General features: G+C 49.1%; 18 protein-coding genes. 10 read left to right on the top strand and 8 right to left on the bottom strand.

The window, feature by feature from the left end; all coding sequences use genetic code 11:
• Positions 1-717 carry an ABC transporter ATP-binding protein gene (locus B147_RS28395; RefSeq protein ID WP_020587831.1) on the top strand — a complete coding sequence of 239 codons (717 nt, stop codon included), beginning with the start codon at positions 1-3 and terminating at the stop codon, positions 715-717.
• 21 nt (positions 718-738) lie between these two features.
• On the opposite strand, the gene B147_RS0114020 is transcribed toward B147_RS28395, so the two are convergent.
• Genes B147_RS0114020 through B147_RS0114005 form a run of 4 tightly spaced genes read right to left on the bottom strand, consistent with a single transcriptional unit; the run spans position 739 to position 6,960 of the window.
• Positions 739-3,789 (bottom strand): efflux RND transporter permease subunit, encoded by a 3,051-nt coding sequence (locus B147_RS0114020; protein ID WP_020587830.1) that lies wholly within the window; start codon positions 3,787-3,789, stop codon positions 739-741.
• Between the two features lie 2 nt (positions 3,790-3,791).
• Positions 3,792-4,913: an efflux RND transporter periplasmic adaptor subunit gene (locus B147_RS0114015; RefSeq protein ID WP_020587829.1), complete on the bottom strand. Its 1,122-nt coding sequence runs from the start codon at positions 4,911-4,913 to the stop codon at positions 3,792-3,794.
• Positions 4,914-4,919: 6 nt separating this feature from the next.
• Positions 4,920-6,278: a TolC family protein gene (locus tag B147_RS0114010; protein ID WP_020587828.1), complete on the bottom strand. Its 1,359-nt coding sequence runs from the start codon at positions 6,276-6,278 to the stop codon at positions 4,920-4,922.
• Positions 6,279-6,300: 22 nt separating this feature from the next.
• The gene (locus B147_RS0114005) at positions 6,301-6,960 is read right to left on the bottom strand and encodes a TetR/AcrR family transcriptional regulator (protein WP_020587827.1); all 660 of its coding nucleotides are present in this window, start codon (positions 6,958-6,960) and stop codon (positions 6,301-6,303) included.
• 546 nt (positions 6,961-7,506) lie between these two features.
• Between B147_RS0114005 and B147_RS0114000 the strand changes: the two genes are divergently transcribed.
• The 6 genes from B147_RS0114000 (at position 7,507) to trxC (ending at position 11,574) form a co-directional block, all read left to right on the top strand.
• Complete coding sequence (locus B147_RS0114000; RefSeq protein ID WP_020587826.1) at positions 7,507-7,938, top strand: EamA family transporter; 432 nt, start codon at positions 7,507-7,509, stop codon at positions 7,936-7,938.
• A 397-nt stretch (positions 7,939-8,335) separates the two neighbouring features.
• Positions 8,336-9,172 carry a hydroxyethylthiazole kinase gene (gene thiM / locus B147_RS0113990; protein WP_020587824.1) on the top strand — a complete coding sequence of 279 codons (837 nt, stop codon included), beginning with the start codon at positions 8,336-8,338 and terminating at the stop codon, positions 9,170-9,172.
• A 3-nt stretch (positions 9,173-9,175) separates the two neighbouring features.
• Complete coding sequence (locus tag B147_RS0113985) at positions 9,176-9,493, top strand: MTH1187 family thiamine-binding protein (protein ID WP_020587823.1); 318 nt, start codon at positions 9,176-9,178, stop codon at positions 9,491-9,493.
• Positions 9,483-10,178 carry a thiamine phosphate synthase gene (locus B147_RS0113980; RefSeq protein ID WP_020587822.1) on the top strand — a complete coding sequence of 232 codons (696 nt, stop codon included), beginning with the start codon at positions 9,483-9,485 and terminating at the stop codon, positions 10,176-10,178. Before B147_RS0113985 ends, B147_RS0113980 begins: the two co-directional genes overlap by 11 nt.
• Before the next feature lie 22 nt (positions 10,179-10,200).
• Positions 10,201-10,929 (top strand): Rossmann-like domain-containing protein, encoded by a 729-nt coding sequence (locus tag B147_RS0113975; protein ID WP_020587821.1) that lies wholly within the window; start codon positions 10,201-10,203, stop codon positions 10,927-10,929.
• Between the two features lie 198 nt (positions 10,930-11,127).
• On the top strand, positions 11,128-11,574 hold the full coding sequence (gene trxC / locus B147_RS0113970; protein WP_020587820.1) for a thioredoxin TrxC: 447 nt from the start codon (positions 11,128-11,130) through the stop codon (positions 11,572-11,574).
• Positions 11,575-12,070: 496 nt separating this feature from the next.
• On the opposite strand, the gene B147_RS0113960 is transcribed toward trxC, so the two are convergent.
• Complete coding sequence (locus tag B147_RS0113960; RefSeq protein WP_083927897.1) at positions 12,071-12,868, bottom strand: AraC family transcriptional regulator; 798 nt, start codon at positions 12,866-12,868, stop codon at positions 12,071-12,073.
• A 138-nt stretch (positions 12,869-13,006) separates the two neighbouring features.
• Here B147_RS0113960 and B147_RS28390 point away from each other — a divergent pair, with 138 nt between their 5' ends.
• From B147_RS28390 to B147_RS0113950, 3 genes are all read left to right on the top strand, one after another.
• Positions 13,007-13,378 (top strand): hypothetical protein, encoded by a 372-nt coding sequence (locus B147_RS28390; protein WP_020587817.1) that lies wholly within the window; start codon positions 13,007-13,009, stop codon positions 13,376-13,378.
• Positions 13,379-13,617: 239 nt separating this feature from the next.
• Entirely contained in the window at positions 13,618-13,749 is a 132-nt protein-coding gene (locus B147_RS33530) for a hypothetical protein (RefSeq protein WP_425387030.1), read from the top strand.
• 22 nt (positions 13,750-13,771) lie between these two features.
• On the top strand, positions 13,772-13,981 hold the full coding sequence (locus tag B147_RS0113950) for a hypothetical protein (RefSeq protein WP_020587816.1): 210 nt from the start codon (positions 13,772-13,774) through the stop codon (positions 13,979-13,981).
• 158 nt (positions 13,982-14,139) lie between these two features.
• Here the strand turns inward: B147_RS0113950 and B147_RS33525 are convergent, their stop codons facing one another.
• The 3 genes from B147_RS33525 to tyrS (B147_RS33325) form a co-directional block, all read right to left on the bottom strand.
• Positions 14,140-14,373, bottom strand: coding sequence for a hypothetical protein (locus tag B147_RS33525; RefSeq protein ID WP_425387029.1), 234 nt, complete (start codon positions 14,371-14,373; stop codon positions 14,140-14,142).
• Between the two features lie 122 nt (positions 14,374-14,495).
• Positions 14,496-14,867, bottom strand: a complete 372-nt coding sequence (gene tyrS, locus B147_RS33330; RefSeq protein ID WP_342662113.1) for a tyrosine--tRNA ligase — start codon at positions 14,865-14,867, stop codon at positions 14,496-14,498.
• A gap of 23 nt (positions 14,868-14,890) precedes the next feature.
• Positions 14,891-15,454, bottom strand: a complete 564-nt coding sequence (tyrS, locus tag B147_RS33325) for a tyrosine--tRNA ligase (protein WP_342662112.1) — start codon at positions 15,452-15,454, stop codon at positions 14,891-14,893.
• Between the last annotated feature and the right edge of the window lie 197 nt (positions 15,455-15,651).

Below are 15,651 nucleotides of genomic sequence, written 5' to 3'. Positions count from 1 at the left end.
ATGAGCCATCTGATTGTAGATAATCTTGAGTCCCGGTTTGTCAGTGTTGACCGGCTTGAGATTCAAAAAGGCGAATTGATGGTGCTTATCGGACCCTCCGGTGCCGGTAAATCCTCTCTTTTGAATGTTCTGGCTGGGTTTACTCCCCATACCGGACAGATTTTGCTGGGGGGAAAGGCTGTCCATACCCTGCCGCCCCATCGCCGTAAAATCGGCTATCTGTTCCAGGACCTCTATCTTTTCCCCCACATGACTGTATTCCAGAATTTGAAAATCGCCATGCAGACCCGGCGGCTGAAGAAACATCAAGTCCAGGAAGAAATTGACACCCTTCTTGGGCTGTTCCGGATAACAGACCTGGCCAAAAGCTACCCGGGGCAGATCAGCGGCGGAGAAAAACAGCGGGTTGCCATGGCCAGGGCCATGGCGAGCAAACCGGACCTTTTGCTGCTGGACGAGCCCTTGTCCCACCTGGATTACAGGACAGCCCGGTATCTGCGGGAACAATTCAAACGGGTTCAACAGCAGTTCGGCCTGACCACCTTATTTGTGACCCACGACCTGCACGAGGCCCGGGAACTTGGCGACCGGATACTTGTTATGGAAAAGGGGCATCTGCGGTTTTTCGGCCAGGCCGGCGATCCGGTAAAAGGGGACGTTTTTCAAATGCCCCGGGACCTTCCCACCAATTTTTTCCAAGAACCTTTTGTGGTTTAATTTTGCGTTTTAAGACCTCTCCTACGCTTCTTTCACCCGATACCAGGCCGCCACCATGCAGGGCAAAACGAATAATGTCAGGATCGTGGCACCCAAAAGTCCACCACCAATGCTTATGGCCATGGGAGCCCAGAATTTGTCTACGGCCAGGGGCACCATACCCAGGATGGTGGATGCTGCTGTGAGCATAATGGGCCTGAACCGGAACACCGTAGCCCTGATAATGGCATGGTACCGGCTCTCTCCGGCAACCACCTGGCGTTCGATCTGGTCCATGAGGATCACCGAATTGCGGATAATAATGCCTGACAGGGCAAAGATGCCCAGCTGGGATAGAAAGCCCATGGGCATGTCAAAAATCAGAAGGGATGCAATCACGCCCATCAGTCCCAGAGGTGCTGTCAAAAGTGTCAGGATCATGTTTGGGATATTTTGCAATTGAATCATCAAAAGAATCACAATAATCATGGACATTGCCGGTATCATCTCCAGAATATAGCCCGTGGCTTTTTTGCTTTGCTCTGCAAGGCCGCCGATATCAATGGCATAGCCTTCAGGAAGGTCCTCCCGAACAGATTTCAGGGCGTCATACACTTTTTGGCTGGCATCGTTGCCGGTGACGCCGGCCACCGTGTCTGCCTGCACCGTAATGGTGGGCAACAGGTTGCGGCGCCATATCAGGCCCTCTTCCATGCCGAAACGGATGTCGGCAATCTGCTCCAGGGGAATGGTTCTGCCCTGGCCCACATGGATGGGAAGTGTCCGGATATCATCTAAAGCCTGCCGGTCGCCTGCGGACAGGCGTAATACGATATCAACGGTTTTATCCTTTTCCCTGAATTCACTGACCGGGATGCCCGAGAGCTGGGACTGAATGGCCAGTGCCAGATCGGAACTTGCGACCCCAAGCATCCTGGCCTTGTCCTGGTCCACACGTAATTGAAGCTTTTTGGTCTTTTCATACCAGTTAAAATTGATCGCTTTTAAATTCGGGTCTGCGGCCATCACGTCTTTGACTTTGTCCGCAAGTTTTCGCACCTTTTCATAGTTACGTCCTGATACGCGCAGCATCACAGGATAGGGCTCCGGCGGACCCATCTGGAGGGTCTTGATATAGCCCCGGACATTGGGAAAGGAATTGTCCAGAAGTTCCTGAATTTGGTTCTCAAGCTGTTTCCGTTCATCCAGTCCCTTGGCTACGATGATAAGCTGGACAAAGTTCGACTGGGGCATGACCGGGTCAAAGGTCAATAGAAAACGTGGTCCGCCAAAGCCCATATAACAGGCAAAATGGTCAATGTTCGGGTTGCTGGAAATGGCGTTCATAAAGGCCTTGGCCTGCTTATCCGTGGCCTGGATAGAGGCCCCTTCTGGCAAAGTCAAATCCACCACCAGCTCCGGACGCACAGAGCCCGGGAAAAACTCTTCCCTGACATATTTAAAACTGTATAGGGCAAAAACAAAACCTGCGGCAGTGAAAATCAGCACCACATACCTGAACCGCAGGCACCAGACCAGAATCCGCCTGAATACCCGGTAAAAGACTTTATTATAAATGTCTCTTTCCTTTTCTCCTTCCTTTGTGGGATTGGCCTTGATCAGATACGTCCCGAACAGCGGGGTTACCATGACTGACACCACCCATGAAATGATCAGGGCCAGGCCGATGACCGGGAAAATGGTCCTGCAGTACTCCGAAGAAACGCCATTTGCAAAACCAATAGGAATAAATCCGGTACAGGTGGTAAGGGTCCCGGTGAGCATGGGAAAGGCCGTAACGGTGTAGGCAAAGCAGGCGGCCTTTACCTTATCCCATCCCTGTTCCAGTTTCACCACCATCATCTCCACGGAGATCATGGCATCGTCCACCAGAAGACCTAAAGAAATAATCAGTGCGCCTAAAGAGACCCGGTGCAGGTCAATGCCGGCCATTTTCAAGGAAAGAAAGGTGGCGGCAACCACTAAAGGAATACAAAGCGCCACCACCATACCCGAACGAAGGCCAAGGCTTAAAAGGCTGATCACGATAATAATGGCAATGGCCTCGGCCAGGGTTTTGATAAATTCGTCAATGGCGTCCTTGACCACCATGGGCTGGTTAGCCACCTGGTGAATGTCAAACCCCAGGGGCATGTTTTGTTTGATTCGTGTAACGGCCGCTTCAAGGTCTTGTCCCAGTTTGAGAATATTGTCCCCATCTTCCATGGAAACGGCAATGCCGATGGCAGGTTTCCCGTTGTAATACATCTTGGGTTCGCTGGGGTCTGCATAGGTCCGCCGGATCGTGGCAATATCCCCCAGCCGGAAGGTGCGCTCCAGCACCCTGATGGGCAGTTTCCGCAGGGCTGCAACGTTGTCAAAAAGGCCTGTAACCCGGATAAACACATTATCTGTCGAGGTTTCCAGCATGCCCGACGGGGTCACGGTGTTCTGCTTTTTGATGACCGCGGCCACAAGCCGGGGGTCAATACCCATGCGGGCCAATTTTTTGCTGTCCATTTCAATATATATTTTTTCCGGCTGAACCCCTTCCAGTGTCACCTTTCTAACGCTTTTGATCCTCAGAAGGTCCTGGCGGATATCTTCGGCCTTTTCCCGCATCTGTTCGTAGGAAAACCCGTCTGAGGTCAGGGCATAAATATTGCCGTAAACATCATCAAACCGGTCGTTGAAATAGGGGCCTAAAATGCCTTGGGGCAGGTCATCCTTCATGTTGTTGACCGTGTTGCGCACCTCAAGCCAGGTGGGCCGGATGTCGCCGGCATGCACGGTGTCCTTGATGTTGACATAGATGACCGCTTGCTGGGGCTTGGAATAGCTTTCAAGGTAATCCAGACCCGGGATATCCTGCAGTTCCTTTTCAATTTTATCCGTAACCTGCTGTTCCACCTCGGTTGCCGACGCACCGGGCCAGCCCACGCCGATTATCATCTTGCGTATGGTAAAATTGGGGTCTTCCATACGTCCCATGCCCTGGTAGGCATAGACGCCGGCCAACGCCGTTAAAACAATACAGAACCAGATAAGCTGCCGGTGGTTCAAGGACCATTGGGTTAGATTGAAGTGTTTCATTTCTATCGCTCTTTGCCTGGGAGTTGGGTCCGGACCTGCTGGCCTTCCGAAAGCTTGTGTACGCCGGTGGTGATAATTTCATCGCCCGGGGACAGACCTTCAATGACCTGGATCTCTTCGCCGTGCCCGGCTTTACCCAGCTTGATTTGTTGCAGCCTGGCCTTGTGATCTTCAACTACCCATACCATGGGCGCATCGCCGGCCTGATAAACAGCGGACAGCGGGATAAAAATCCGGCTGCTGCCGGCCTCAGGTGTGGCACTGACCGCAGAGGCCGTCATGCCCAGCCGAACAGTGTCCGGGGGGTTGATAAGGGTGATGCGGGTCTTGTAGGTCCGGGTAATGGGATCTGCCACAGGCGACACATACCGGACATATCCCTGCACCGTCAGGCCGGGAAGCGCCCAGAAACTGACGTGGAAAGGGGCGTCCGGGCTGAATTGTGCCACCTGGTTCTCGGGCACAAAGATTTCAACCTCCCGCTGGTCTCCTTTGGCCATGATGACCACAGGCATGCCTGCTGCCACCACCTGACCGGTTTCGGCCCGGATATCCAGGACCACACCATCATCGTCAGCCTTGAGATTACAATAGTCGAGCTGGTTTTTCGCCTGGGTAAACTGGGCCCGGGCCTGCTTTAATACCGCCCTGGCCGAGTCTGCGCTGTTCTGGTAACGGTCAATCTCAGCCTTGCTCATGTAATCCTGTTCATAAAGGGCGTTAAAGCGGTTGAGCAGGTCTGCAGCCAGATTATACTGGCTTGTGGCCGCATCCACCTGGGCTTTGGCCGCCGTCACCGCTTCTTGGATATCCTTGGGGTCCACCTGCATGAGCAGATCGCCTGCCTTGACCCGGGTGCCGGTTTCCACATGGCGGGCAATGATTTTGCCCGGGACCCGGAATCCTAATGCGGCCTCGTACCGTCCCCGGACCTCACCTGAAAACAGATGCGCCGGCCGGGTATTTTGGGGGGAAATGGTCATGCTGGTGACAAGGGGTGCTGGTTCGGTCGAGGCCTGTTTGCCTTCTTGGTCCGGAGAATTGTTACACCCGGATGCGGTCAGTACGAATAGCACACAAAAGACCAACGCCGTTAAAAAAAAGTTTTTTCTGCCTTGTTTCATCAGGGGTTACTCCTTTCCCATGGCGCGTTCCAGTTCCGCAACCGCAATGTTATACATACTTAAGGCGTGAATATGATTGGTTTTTGCCCGGGTCAGGGACACTTCGGCATCCAGCCGTTCCAAAGAGGTGCTTAACCCCACCCGGTAACGGGTCCGGGCGGCATCCAGGGCCTCTTGGGCCGTATCCAGGGATTTTTCGGCCACGTCAATGGATTCAAAAGCGGCCTGGGCATCGTGGTATGCTTTCTCCACCTCCAGGCGAATGCCCCTGAATATCTGCTTTTTTGCGGTCCGGGCCTTTTCAAGCCCCCGGGCGGCCTGGGCTTTTTTATGGCTGGTACGGCCGCTGTCAAACAGATCAATGCTGGCCACGATGCCGATCTGGGCGGAAGGATCCTCGTTTTCAGGTTCGTAACGGTGGGCTGCCCCCACCAGAGCCAGGGTGGGCAGATGGCCACTTTGGGCAATGGCGATCTGCTCTTTTGCCATCCGGATCTGTGCATCGACAGCGCCGATCTCAGGCCGGTTCCCCTCACCGGTTTCAATACAGGCCTTAAGATCCCGGGGCATGGGCAGGGTCTGGTGGGTATCATCATAGGTGTAGCGGGTATCCATGTCCACGCCGAGCACATAGTTCAAGGAGGTCTGGGCAAGATCCACATTATTATGGGCATATAACTGCTGCTGCCTTAAATCCGCCAGTTTTTCCTTAGCCCGCAAAAGATCCAGTTTGGGAACAATTTTTTGATCATGAAAGGCGGTTGCCTCCCGGACGTGCCCGGTCATGCTCTCCACTGCCTCGTCCAGGGCCCCGGCCATCTGCCGGCTCAGGATCACGGTGTAAAATGCTTTTCTGGCAGACAACGCCAGATCATTGTCCGAGGCATTCAGATTTTTCCGGGCATTTTCCAGGTTGGCCTGGGCCAGGCGGCGGGTGGCGGTCAGTTTATTGCCCGTATACAAAGGCTGGGTCACCTTGATCCCTCCGCCGTAATAGGTGCGGCGGTCACTGGGCACGCTTGTTTCCGGCACCTTGCCATAAGTCATGTCCGACAGGGCATTGTTCAGCTTTGCCAGGCCCTGGTTTGTCTGCACAATAGTGGGTGTGTCATTATACCTGTAAAGGCCTCCTTGAAGCGTCAAAGTGGGGCCAAACTCGGCCTGGGCCCGGGCAAGCCCCTCATCGGCAATTTCAACATCCTTTGCCGCCATGCGCCGCTGCAGGCTGTTTTCAAGGGCAATCTGCACCGCCCGGTCCACGGTCAGCTGCTCCTGGGCCGGGCATGTTCCCGTCAGGCATGACAGCGTCAGGGTAGCGGATATAAGTAAAAACATTGACCGGGTTGTAATTATGGTCTTCTTCATGTTTAGTCTCTTCTTATTTTCCTCATGTTTCACGGCTATCAGCTTCGGGACGCAGGGCAGCAATCACCAGGTGTTGCACCTGGGGGACAAGCTGGTTAAAACCACTGATATCAGCTGGGGTTTCTGATGGGTCCAGGGCCGCCATGATTTCATTTCTCACCGGCTGGGTTAGATGATTCAGAATAAGCGAACCAATGATCATAGTATGAACGGCAAGGGGATTTGTTTGTACAAAAACGCCTTTTTCCACACCTTCGTCAAGTATTGCCTGGACAATCCTGACGGTCACACTCACCTCTTCAAAAATAGCCGGGCCGAAATTGGCCCACCCGGACACCATCTCCCGTATCATGATCCGGGTGAAATGGGGATGGGCATCCATGATGGCGGCAACGCTGGCGATATAAGTTGTTAATTTGTCTTCGGGCGTGGCTTTGGACTGGATGTCCTTGTGGAGCTGTGCTGCCCGGTCCTGGTAGATGTCATGGATAACCGCCTGGTACAGGGCCAGTTTATTTCCGATCCGGTAATAAATCATGGCCTTGTTTACCCCGGCTTTGCGGGCAATGGCATCAACCCGGGCGCCGTTATATCCACGGGTGGCAAAAACCAGTAACGCTGCATTTAAAATTTTGCGCACAGACTGGTCTTTTTTATGCGCTCTGATGCCGGCATCCGCCATTGCTGATTCCTTTTTGCCTAAAATTTTTTTGTATCAGAATTTGAAAAAATTTAACCATCCGTTTAAAATAACCGGTTAGTTTATGTTTGTCCAGGGTGGATGGGGGAAAAGCAGCATAAGGATCAAAATTAAATAGTCTTGGGTTCTGAAAAGTATATTTTCTTTACACAATTTAACAAAGTTGATACACGATCTTTAGTTCAGTATAGTTCTATGCGCTCTGACATTTTTTTTTATTGGAGTCTTTGGATACAGATATGAATAATGACCCATTTAAGTTTTGAGATTCCCGGATATCGTGTGGGAATCCGTATCACTGGAAATTGTTCTGCTCAATACAGAAGAGTCACTGGCTGGGTGCTCCAAAGTACCTAAAAAGATCCCGACTGCAGCTGTTGTTGATATAGCTCTTGGAGAGACGACCGAGGATCGGTAAGAAGCTATCTATATAATATGCTTTAAGAATTGTGTATATTTGTTGTCGGTGGTTTTTGTGATGCGCCGCTCGCCCGGTAAAACAGAACGTTATTTTATAGGTGAAAATAAATGTTCGAAAAGCAAAGTTGGTTCATATTTGCGTTGGTTGGCATGATAAGCTTCGCTTGTATGGCGCTGAGTCTCAAGAAATTAACTTATGATTTGCCAACTTCTGTTATCCTCTTATATTTATTTGCATTTACCACCCCGGCTTATCTGATTTACAATGTTACGACCGGAACGCCTTTAAATATAAATTGTACTGCCTTACTTTTCTTGTTGTTGGCATCTGTTTTCGCATTTATTGGAAATTTGTGCGATGTTGAAGCGCTTCGGTTGGCGCCGAATGCCGGCTATGCATCCGCCATCAAATCGGGACAAATTATTGTCATAACATTGATGGCATTTTTATTATTTAAAGATCAACGAATTACCTTATCCGGTTTGATTGGTGTTGCATTGATTTTTGCCGGTGTTTTCCTGCTTTCATATCAAAGATAATCCGGATAGGGCGCCTCTTCACTTAAGATCCTCCCACACTATTCGGCGCATGTCGTGTTTACCAAAGCTGTTCGGCTGATCAGAAGATCAATTGCCTGGCAAATTATTTTATACCCGGTTTATATCCTGGAGATGTTTACATGTGAAAAAGAAGTGACAGGAAAGACAAAAAAAGTTAAAAAATGCAGAAATATAAATGGGTGCCTGTCTGTGGGTAACGGACTAACGGCCATGGGCCGACCTGGTTTATAAGCACCCAGGCTCAACCCACAACAAAACATGAAAGTAATTTAGCAACTTATTGATACTTTCATATAAACCGCGGAATAGACCGCAGGGCTGAAATTATACCATTGGACTTGATCCGGGAAATACCAGCAAAAGGAGTAATGATCACATGAGTCTTAAAAAGGATATTCAAGCCCGAATAATTCATGCCGTTGAAACCGTAAAGCAGACCAATCCCATGGCAGGATCAGTTACCAACACCGTGACCATCAATTTTGTTGCCAATGCCCAACTTGCCGTGGGTGGTTCGGCAGCCATGGTTTATTTACCGGATGAAGCCCAATTCCTGGCCCAGGCCGGTGGTGCCGCCTACATAAACGTGGGCACCCTCTCACCGGTCTATGAAAAGACGTTGCCCGCCATGGCAAAAACGCTGCACCACAGTGGAAAACCATGGGTTTTGGATCCTGTGGCCATCGGCATTGGTGAGCTTCGTACCCGGCTGTTGCTGGATTTTAAACCCTGTAAACCCAGTATCATCCGTGGCAATGCCTCTGAAATTATTGCCCTGGCCGGGTTATGGGGGCTGGCCGGGGGTACAAAAACATCCAATGTCCGGGGTGTGGATTCCCAGGACCCGGTAAGTGCGGCCAAGGATGCCGCCGTGGCACTGGCTATATGGACCGGCGGGGCTGTGGCTGTTTCGGGCAAGCAGGATTTGATTACCGATGGAACTGTTGCAGCCATTTGTTATGGCGGCTCGCACTTTATGGAAAGAATCACCGGCTCAGGCTGTTCTTTAGGGGGCGTCATGGCTGTTTATGCAACGGCAACATCCGCGTTTATCGCGGCGTTGACGGGTTCGGCGGTTTACAACCTGGCCGGTTGCCGCGCAGCTGAAAAAACAGATGCCCCGGCAAGTTTTCAGGTTCACTTTCTGGATGAGCTGTATAAAGCAAAACCCAGGGAAATTGCAGATAACCCATTTGAGATTGAGGAGGTTTAATATATGAATACATTGGTTGCAGTTGCCATAGCCCCCAGCGGTACCGGGGATGAGCTTAGCAATGAGGTGGCGCAAGTGATAAAAATCATCAGGGAATCAGGTCTTAAAAATCGAACCAATTCCATGTTCACGGAGATTGAAGGCCCTTGGGATGACGTGATGAAGGTGGTAAAGGACGCAACATTTGTTCTGGCCGAAAAAGGCATTCGTACGGAGGTTGTTTTGAAGGCAGATGTACGTCCTGGATTTACGGACATGATGACGTCCAAAGTGGATAAGGTGAATGGTATTTTGCAAGGGACGGATGCGCATGAGAAGTAAACTGGATATTTCAGCATATTTTGTGGTGGGACCGGAGAATACCAAAGGCCGGCCTGTGACGCCCATTATCCGGGATGCCGTGAACGCCGGTTTTACATGCGTGCAGGTCCGGTCAAAAACGGCATCTGCAAGGGAATTGATTGAATTAACCGGTCAGGCGGCCGAGGTCATCGCTCAAGCCGGCAAATCCGACATTGTGACCCTGTTGGTGAATGACCGCCTTGACGTGGCGCTGGCAGCAAAAAAACAAGGAATACAAGTTGACGGCATCCATGTGGGCCAAACGGATATCCCTGTGGAGGTCTGCCGGGAATATTTAGGTCCTGATGCTGTTGTGGGCTTGTCCGCCAGAACCCATGAACTGTTCGAATACATAAAAAATGCCGATGTCAGCCTGATCGACTATTTTGGCGCAGGCCCCCTGCATGAAACAACGACCAAGCCGGACAGCGGACTTGATATAGACGGAAAAAGAATTACAAGAAGCATTGACGATATTACAACGCTTGCCCAACTCAGTTCAATTCCCGTCGTGGTTGGCGGCGGCGTCAAACTTGCCGACATACCGGAGCTTGCCTGGACAGGCGTTGCCGGATTTTTTGTTGTATCTGCGATATCTGAGGCAGATGACCCAGGGCACGAAGCCGCAAACCTGGTTGAAAGCTGGAACAGTCATAAGCGGTAATATATTGAATAAAGGAAATTAAATGAATATCGACGACATTTACATTCAACTAAAAGAGGCCTTAAAATCAGAAATCGTCCGCCACGATCTGGCAGACAAAAGAATTGACATCAAGTGCAAACCTTTGTCCGTAGAAGAGGCCATCGGTACACCGGAACATGATGACTACCCCATTGTCAAAGGCAAAGAGGTGATGATGGCGGCAACATTTGATGGGGCTGTGGGGCAGTCGTTCACAGACGAGTATACGGATATCTCTTTGTCTGTAAATGGCCTGCTTGAATTGGACCACACAAAGACCAGTGACCGGGCTATTTTCATTGCAGGGCTTAATGCGGTTTATAGATCCTTAGATCTTTGTGAAAAAACAATACATTGCAAGGATCAGGAACCGGTGGAGTGCGCCAAGAATCTGATTGAGCAACCGCAGTTTTCAGGGAAAAAGATTCTTCTGGTCGGACTTCAGCCCAGATTTTTGGAATATCTTGCCAAACAGAACACGATGCGGGTACTGGATCTTGACCCGGACAACGTGGGCACCGAAAAGTTTGGTGTGCCCATAGAATCCGGGGAAAACTTCGAGGAAGCCCTTGACTGGTGTGACATGATATTTGCCACCGGGTCCACCATTGTGAACGGCACCATTACCACTTTTTTAAATTCCGGCAAACCTGCTGTGTTTTTCGGGGTGACCATCAGTGCCCCGGCCAAGATTTTGGGACTTTCAAGCTATTGCCGTTGCGGGCACTGAGGAGACCTGCCCTGACCGGCAGGATGTTTCCGGGCCCTATTGGATATTTTATTTCACCATCAAGGACATGAAGCGCATGAAGAATATAGACCGAAAAATTAAGCTTCATCTCCTTCATGCCCTTGAAGGTTTTAATTCGAAAATTATCTTAATTTTATGAAATTGGAATAAAACCATCAAGAAAGAGGGATAAAAAACATGGGTGAGAACCAATTGATTATTCGGTGTACGAAATGCGGGGCAAAGAACCGGGTGCCTGAAAACAGGATTTCGGAAAACCCCAAGTGCGGCAAGTGCGGAACAATCTTGCCGCTTGAAATTTTTGATGCCCCTGTAAACGTTACGGATGCCAATTTTGACCGGGAGGTCATGCAGTCATCCCTGCCGGTGCTGGTGGATTGCTGGGCCCCCTGGTGCGGTCCCTGCCGGGCTGTGGGGCCCATAATGGATAGTCTGGCAAAAACGTATAAGGGGCGCCTTAAAATAGCCAAGGTTAATGTGGACGAAAATCCGGGAACCGGATCAAAATACCGCATTCAAAGCATTCCTACCATGCTTTTCGTGAAAGACGGCCGTCTGGTCGATCAGGTCACAGGGGCTTTGCCTAAGGAGGCTTTGGAAGCCCGCATTAAATCATTCATCTGATCAAATCCCTTGCCGGGTTTATTCCGTCAAGGGATTTATTTTTGCTTTGCAGAAGTCGACTATTTATACGTCCATGATGGCAATATATTTCCCGTAGAGGTGAAAAGCGGCCTAAGGGAAAATTGAAAAGTCTTCATCTTTTTATGCAGGAGCATCCGGATATTAAAACCGGATATGTGATGTCGCCCATTGTATTTGAAAGACAACGTTTAGATAATATAATTTTTATTCCCATTTACACCCGCTTTGAGTAGCTGTAACGGCTCGGAATAATTCAGGCCGGGAAATAAGAGTACCGAGCCTTAATTCTGCCATTTCTCGCCTTTCTGAGATCATTGACAGTCCGCTTTTATACCATCATTGAACTCCCCAGGAAAAATCGAATCGTTAGGAATTGAAAACCGGGCGATACACATAATAGTACTCTCTTTATAGAGATTGGTTTGATACCATTGGTGGCTGGTCAAATATTTCTACCAAATATGAAAGCACCCATCTATCTTTGAAGATCAAGCTGTTTTTTAAATTCCGACGGCGTTACACCATATAACGCTTTAAATTTTTGATAGAAGTTCCCGATACTTGAGAATCCGCTTTCCAAGGCGGCTTCCGTAATGCTTTTCCCTGTTTTCGAAAGTATGGCACCCGCCGTCTGCAGCCTTCGCATGTTCATATATTCAACAATACTGATGCTTGTGAATTTTCTAAATTCCCTGGTAAGCAAGCTTCTGGACATGCCGAACTCGGATGCGATTATATCAAGGGTGAGTTGTTCTGTCAGATTGTCGTCTATCCAGTTGCAGATACGATCCACCGTGTCTCCATGACGTCCCTGGCTGTCCATGTCGCCTGCTCCCTGGTTTTTGAAATGAATGGCCAGGATAAGACCGATTCTGCCCCAGATAATATCAAGGTCCTTTTTTTCTGTCTCCCCGAGAGCGTCCGGGATCTTGTCAAAAAGAGCTGAAAACTCACTGTTTTCTTCATGGTCGGAAAAAACCGCCGGGGTCTTTTTAATATTTTGGAGCCAGTTTGATAATGAGGAGGAAAGATGAATGGCAGCATCCGCAGCCGTAAGGCACAGAATTTTTAAATCCGCCGACTCATCCTGTCCGAAAAGGAATCGATGCCTGCTTTCCGGCAGGATGAGAATGAAGCGGCCGCCTTGAAATGAAATATCCTGATTGTCAAAAATGATATGTCCCCGCCCTTTTCGGCAGTACAGCAACTCATATACTTCATGGGAATGCCACCCTAAAGATTCCTTAAGATCCAGTGTCATGCTCCAGTACATAATAATTTACCCGATTCGATAATAATTGTAGCCAATAATGAAAGACTGTAGAGAACCATTCTGCTATCATGCTTTCATTATATGGTATAATATACCCGAAATGATAATTTATCAATTTTTAAGTAATGGAGAATCAAAATGGCAGAACAGAACACACACGTTATCCACGCTTTTAGGCAGATGTGGGGCAACTATCCGGAATTGGTCCTTCTGCTGAACCAAAAACATGAGATCGTTGCCGTGAACAAAGTGGCCCAGGACCTTGGGATAGAACCCGGCATCAACTGCTTCTCCCTGAACGGGACAGGCCGGATGTGCAAGGGGTGCAAAGCCCCGGTGATGCGCAAGCAAGGCAAAGCCCAAAGAGATGTAGTCCACAATGACACCCTTGGCATTGTGGATTCATACTGGATCCCGGTGGATGACAGTGACGGCCTTTACGTTCATTTCGGCAACAATATTACGCAATGGGCAGATCCCCAAAAAGTTTCCGGGACAAAAGACGCGTGACTCGGACCAATAAGGGGTGCCCCTGACAATATAAAGAAAACATCCGGGGGGGGGGGCAATGCTTTATGCCTGCGTCCCCGGACCACTTCATAAAAACGTCTAACTGATGGAATTTAAAATAAATAAAGACTTCTATGCTTTTTCGGCTGACAGCCTGTAGGGCAAAGCGGTCAGTATGGATGTTTACCGGGGAAAAGCGGGGCTTGTGGTTAATACAGCCAGTAAATGCGGCCTGACCGCTGGAATCGCTCTACCGGGAATATAAGGACAACGGCCTGATCATCCTGGGATTTCCGTGCAACCAGTTTGGCCGCCAGGAGCCCGGGGATGAAAAGTCCATTTCAGAAGGGAATCCGAGGTGCAGGTCTTGACCGTTTATGAAAGGAGTATATCGTGGAAAAATATAAAATGGATCCGCTATTATTGAAGGTTGCCACCTTGGCCTGTTTCATCCTGGCCGGGCTGACCCTGATGCCCTGGCCATATGCCCGGGATATATCCGTGCTGGGTTACCGGGCATTATGCCCGTTTAGCCCCATCAGCACCGGCCTGATGTGTTATGCCGGCATCATGGTAAATGGGCACCGCCGCAGAGTCCGATAGCTGTTTTTCCGTATGGGATTCCCAGTTTTTTCATTTTTTCCCCTCAGGGTGCTCGGGTGAAGACCACGCAGGTGCACGGAAACATCCTGGCCCTCAATCTTTCACCCAGCTTAAGTCAGCGCTTTTTTGAGGACTGATCCTTTCTGTTTCTGGCGTTATTATTTTTCTATCTGAATTCTATGGAACCTTTTTTTGCCTGCCCTTAAAATAATTTCTCCATCTTTAAGATGGTCGGAAGTAACTAATACATCAAAGGCTGCAATCGTCTCTCCATTAATATATGCTCCACCCTGATTAATCAGGCGTCTTGCCTCCCCACCAGATTTGGTAAGCCCGGTGTGGAAGAAAAGTTCATAGGCTGGAATTCCCTTCGCAAACTTTTTGAAGGGCACACAGGTTGTAGGTAGTGCAATTGAGCTTTTATTGCTGTTTTCCCTGGGGATGCTGGATGAAGGCAGAATCTTTTCAGAAATGATACGATTCCCAAAAACAGCAGAAGAAGAGGCTTGAGCTTTTACGGCAGCTTCCCTGCCGTGGGCCAGACAAGTGCTCTCAAACGCCAGGATTTCTTTTCCTGATTTAATTCGGCATCAATCAATTTGTTGACCTGCTTGATTTCCGGCATAGGGAGAAAAGTAAAAAGTGATAGAAAACGCTCCACATCCCTGTCATCTGTACTCATCCAAAATTGGTAGTATTCATAGGACGATGTTTTTTTAGGATCAAGCCAGACAGCATTACCAGCAGTTTTTCCCATTTTGCTCCCGTCACTTTTGGTAATCAATTTGTAGGTGATACCAAATGCCGTTTTTTGTCTGCTTTTGCGAATCAGTTCAACACCTGCAAGTATATTTCCCCATTGATCACTTCCCCCCATTTGAAGCATGCAGTTATGCCCGTCAAAAAGTGTTAAAAATCGAATGCCTGCAACAGCATGTAATTAAACTCAATGAAACTTAATCCACCTTCGGATTCAATTCTGTGGCGATAGCTTTCTGCTTTGATCATTTTATTTATACTGAAATGCCGACCAATATCCCTGAGAAAGGGAATATATTCAAGAGATGCAAGCCAATCGGCATTATTTGCCAGAATGGCCTTACCTTCGTCAAAATCAAGAAATCTCGACAGTTGTTTTTTGATACTTTGAACGTTTTTTTCAATGGTATCTAAAGTCATCATCTGCCGCATCTCATTTTTTCCGATAGGATCACCTATACGGCCTGTATCCCCTCCGACAAGGGCTATTGGGATGTGCCCATTCCGCTGCATATGCGCAAGGGACATGATTGGAACCAGATGCCCCACGTGAAGGCTGTCGGCAGTGGGGTCAAAGCCTATATAGCAATGCCTGTTTTCCTTTGTCAGGTAACCTTCCAATTCTTCCTCATGAGTTTGGTTGTCGATAAAACCACGTTCTTTTAAAATATCTATAGTTCCGGTCATATGACTTGATACTTTCATCAATTTCATATAGTATAATCNCTCCGAAGTTTACCTAAAATAAGGAGCAGAGCCATGGCCCAAGGCAAAGCGCTTACACCAGAAGAGAAAAAAGCAATAGTGGCCCTAAAAAAATATTTTGACCGCACTATAGATGATCTTGAGGAACAGAAAGAATTAAGTGCGCAGAGGGTGTCAAATGCTCTTGGGTTTGGTTTAGCGACGGT

Origin of the sequence: Desulfobacter curvatus DSM 3379 (assembly GCF_000373985.1) — a bacterium.
In the GTDB taxonomy this organism is placed as follows: Bacteria; Desulfobacterota; Desulfobacteria; order Desulfobacterales; family Desulfobacteraceae; genus Desulfobacter; species Desulfobacter curvatus.
The sequence above is the reverse complement of the archived record's forward strand: the minus strand, read 5'-3'. Positions and strand labels throughout refer to the sequence as shown.

Excerpts from the sequence above, each read along its gene's own strand:
- B147_RS28395 (WP_020587831.1), top strand. The coding sequence starts at position 1 with ATGAGCCATCTGATTGTAGATAATCTTGAGTCCCGGTTTGTCAGTGTT.
- B147_RS0114015 (WP_020587829.1), bottom strand. The coding sequence starts at position 4,913 with ATGAAACAAGGCAGAAAAAACTTTTTTTTAACGGCGTTGGTCTTTTGT.
- thiM (WP_020587824.1), top strand. The coding sequence starts at position 8,336 with ATGAGTCTTAAAAAGGATATTCAAGCCCGAATAATTCATGCCGTTGAA.
- tyrS (WP_342662112.1), bottom strand. The coding sequence starts at position 15,454 with ATGAAATTGATGAAAGTATCAAGTCATATGACCGGAACTATAGATATT.
- B147_RS0113985 (WP_020587823.1), top strand. The coding sequence starts at position 9,176 with ATGAATACATTGGTTGCAGTTGCCATAGCCCCCAGCGGTACCGGGGAT.
- B147_RS28390 (WP_020587817.1), top strand. The coding sequence starts at position 13,007 with ATGGCAGAACAGAACACACACGTTATCCACGCTTTTAGGCAGATGTGG.
- B147_RS0113980 (WP_020587822.1), top strand. The coding sequence starts at position 9,483 with ATGAGAAGTAAACTGGATATTTCAGCATATTTTGTGGTGGGACCGGAG.
- B147_RS0114020 (WP_020587830.1), bottom strand. The coding sequence starts at position 3,789 with ATGAAACACTTCAATCTAACCCAATGGTCCTTGAACCACCGGCAGCTT.
- B147_RS0113975 (WP_020587821.1), top strand. The coding sequence starts at position 10,201 with ATGAATATCGACGACATTTACATTCAACTAAAAGAGGCCTTAAAATCA.
- B147_RS0114000 (WP_020587826.1), top strand. The coding sequence starts at position 7,507 with ATGTTCGAAAAGCAAAGTTGGTTCATATTTGCGTTGGTTGGCATGATA.
- trxC (WP_020587820.1), top strand. The coding sequence starts at position 11,128 with ATGGGTGAGAACCAATTGATTATTCGGTGTACGAAATGCGGGGCAAAG.
- B147_RS0114010 (WP_020587828.1), bottom strand. The coding sequence starts at position 6,278 with ATGAAGAAGACCATAATTACAACCCGGTCAATGTTTTTACTTATATCC.
- B147_RS0114005 (WP_020587827.1), bottom strand. The coding sequence starts at position 6,960 with ATGGCGGATGCCGGCATCAGAGCGCATAAAAAAGACCAGTCTGTGCGC.
- B147_RS0113960 (WP_083927897.1), bottom strand. The coding sequence starts at position 12,868 with ATGTACTGGAGCATGACACTGGATCTTAAGGAATCTTTAGGGTGGCAT.
- tyrS (WP_342662113.1), bottom strand. The coding sequence starts at position 14,867 with ATGCTTCAAATGGGGGGAAGTGATCAATGGGGAAATATACTTGCAGGT.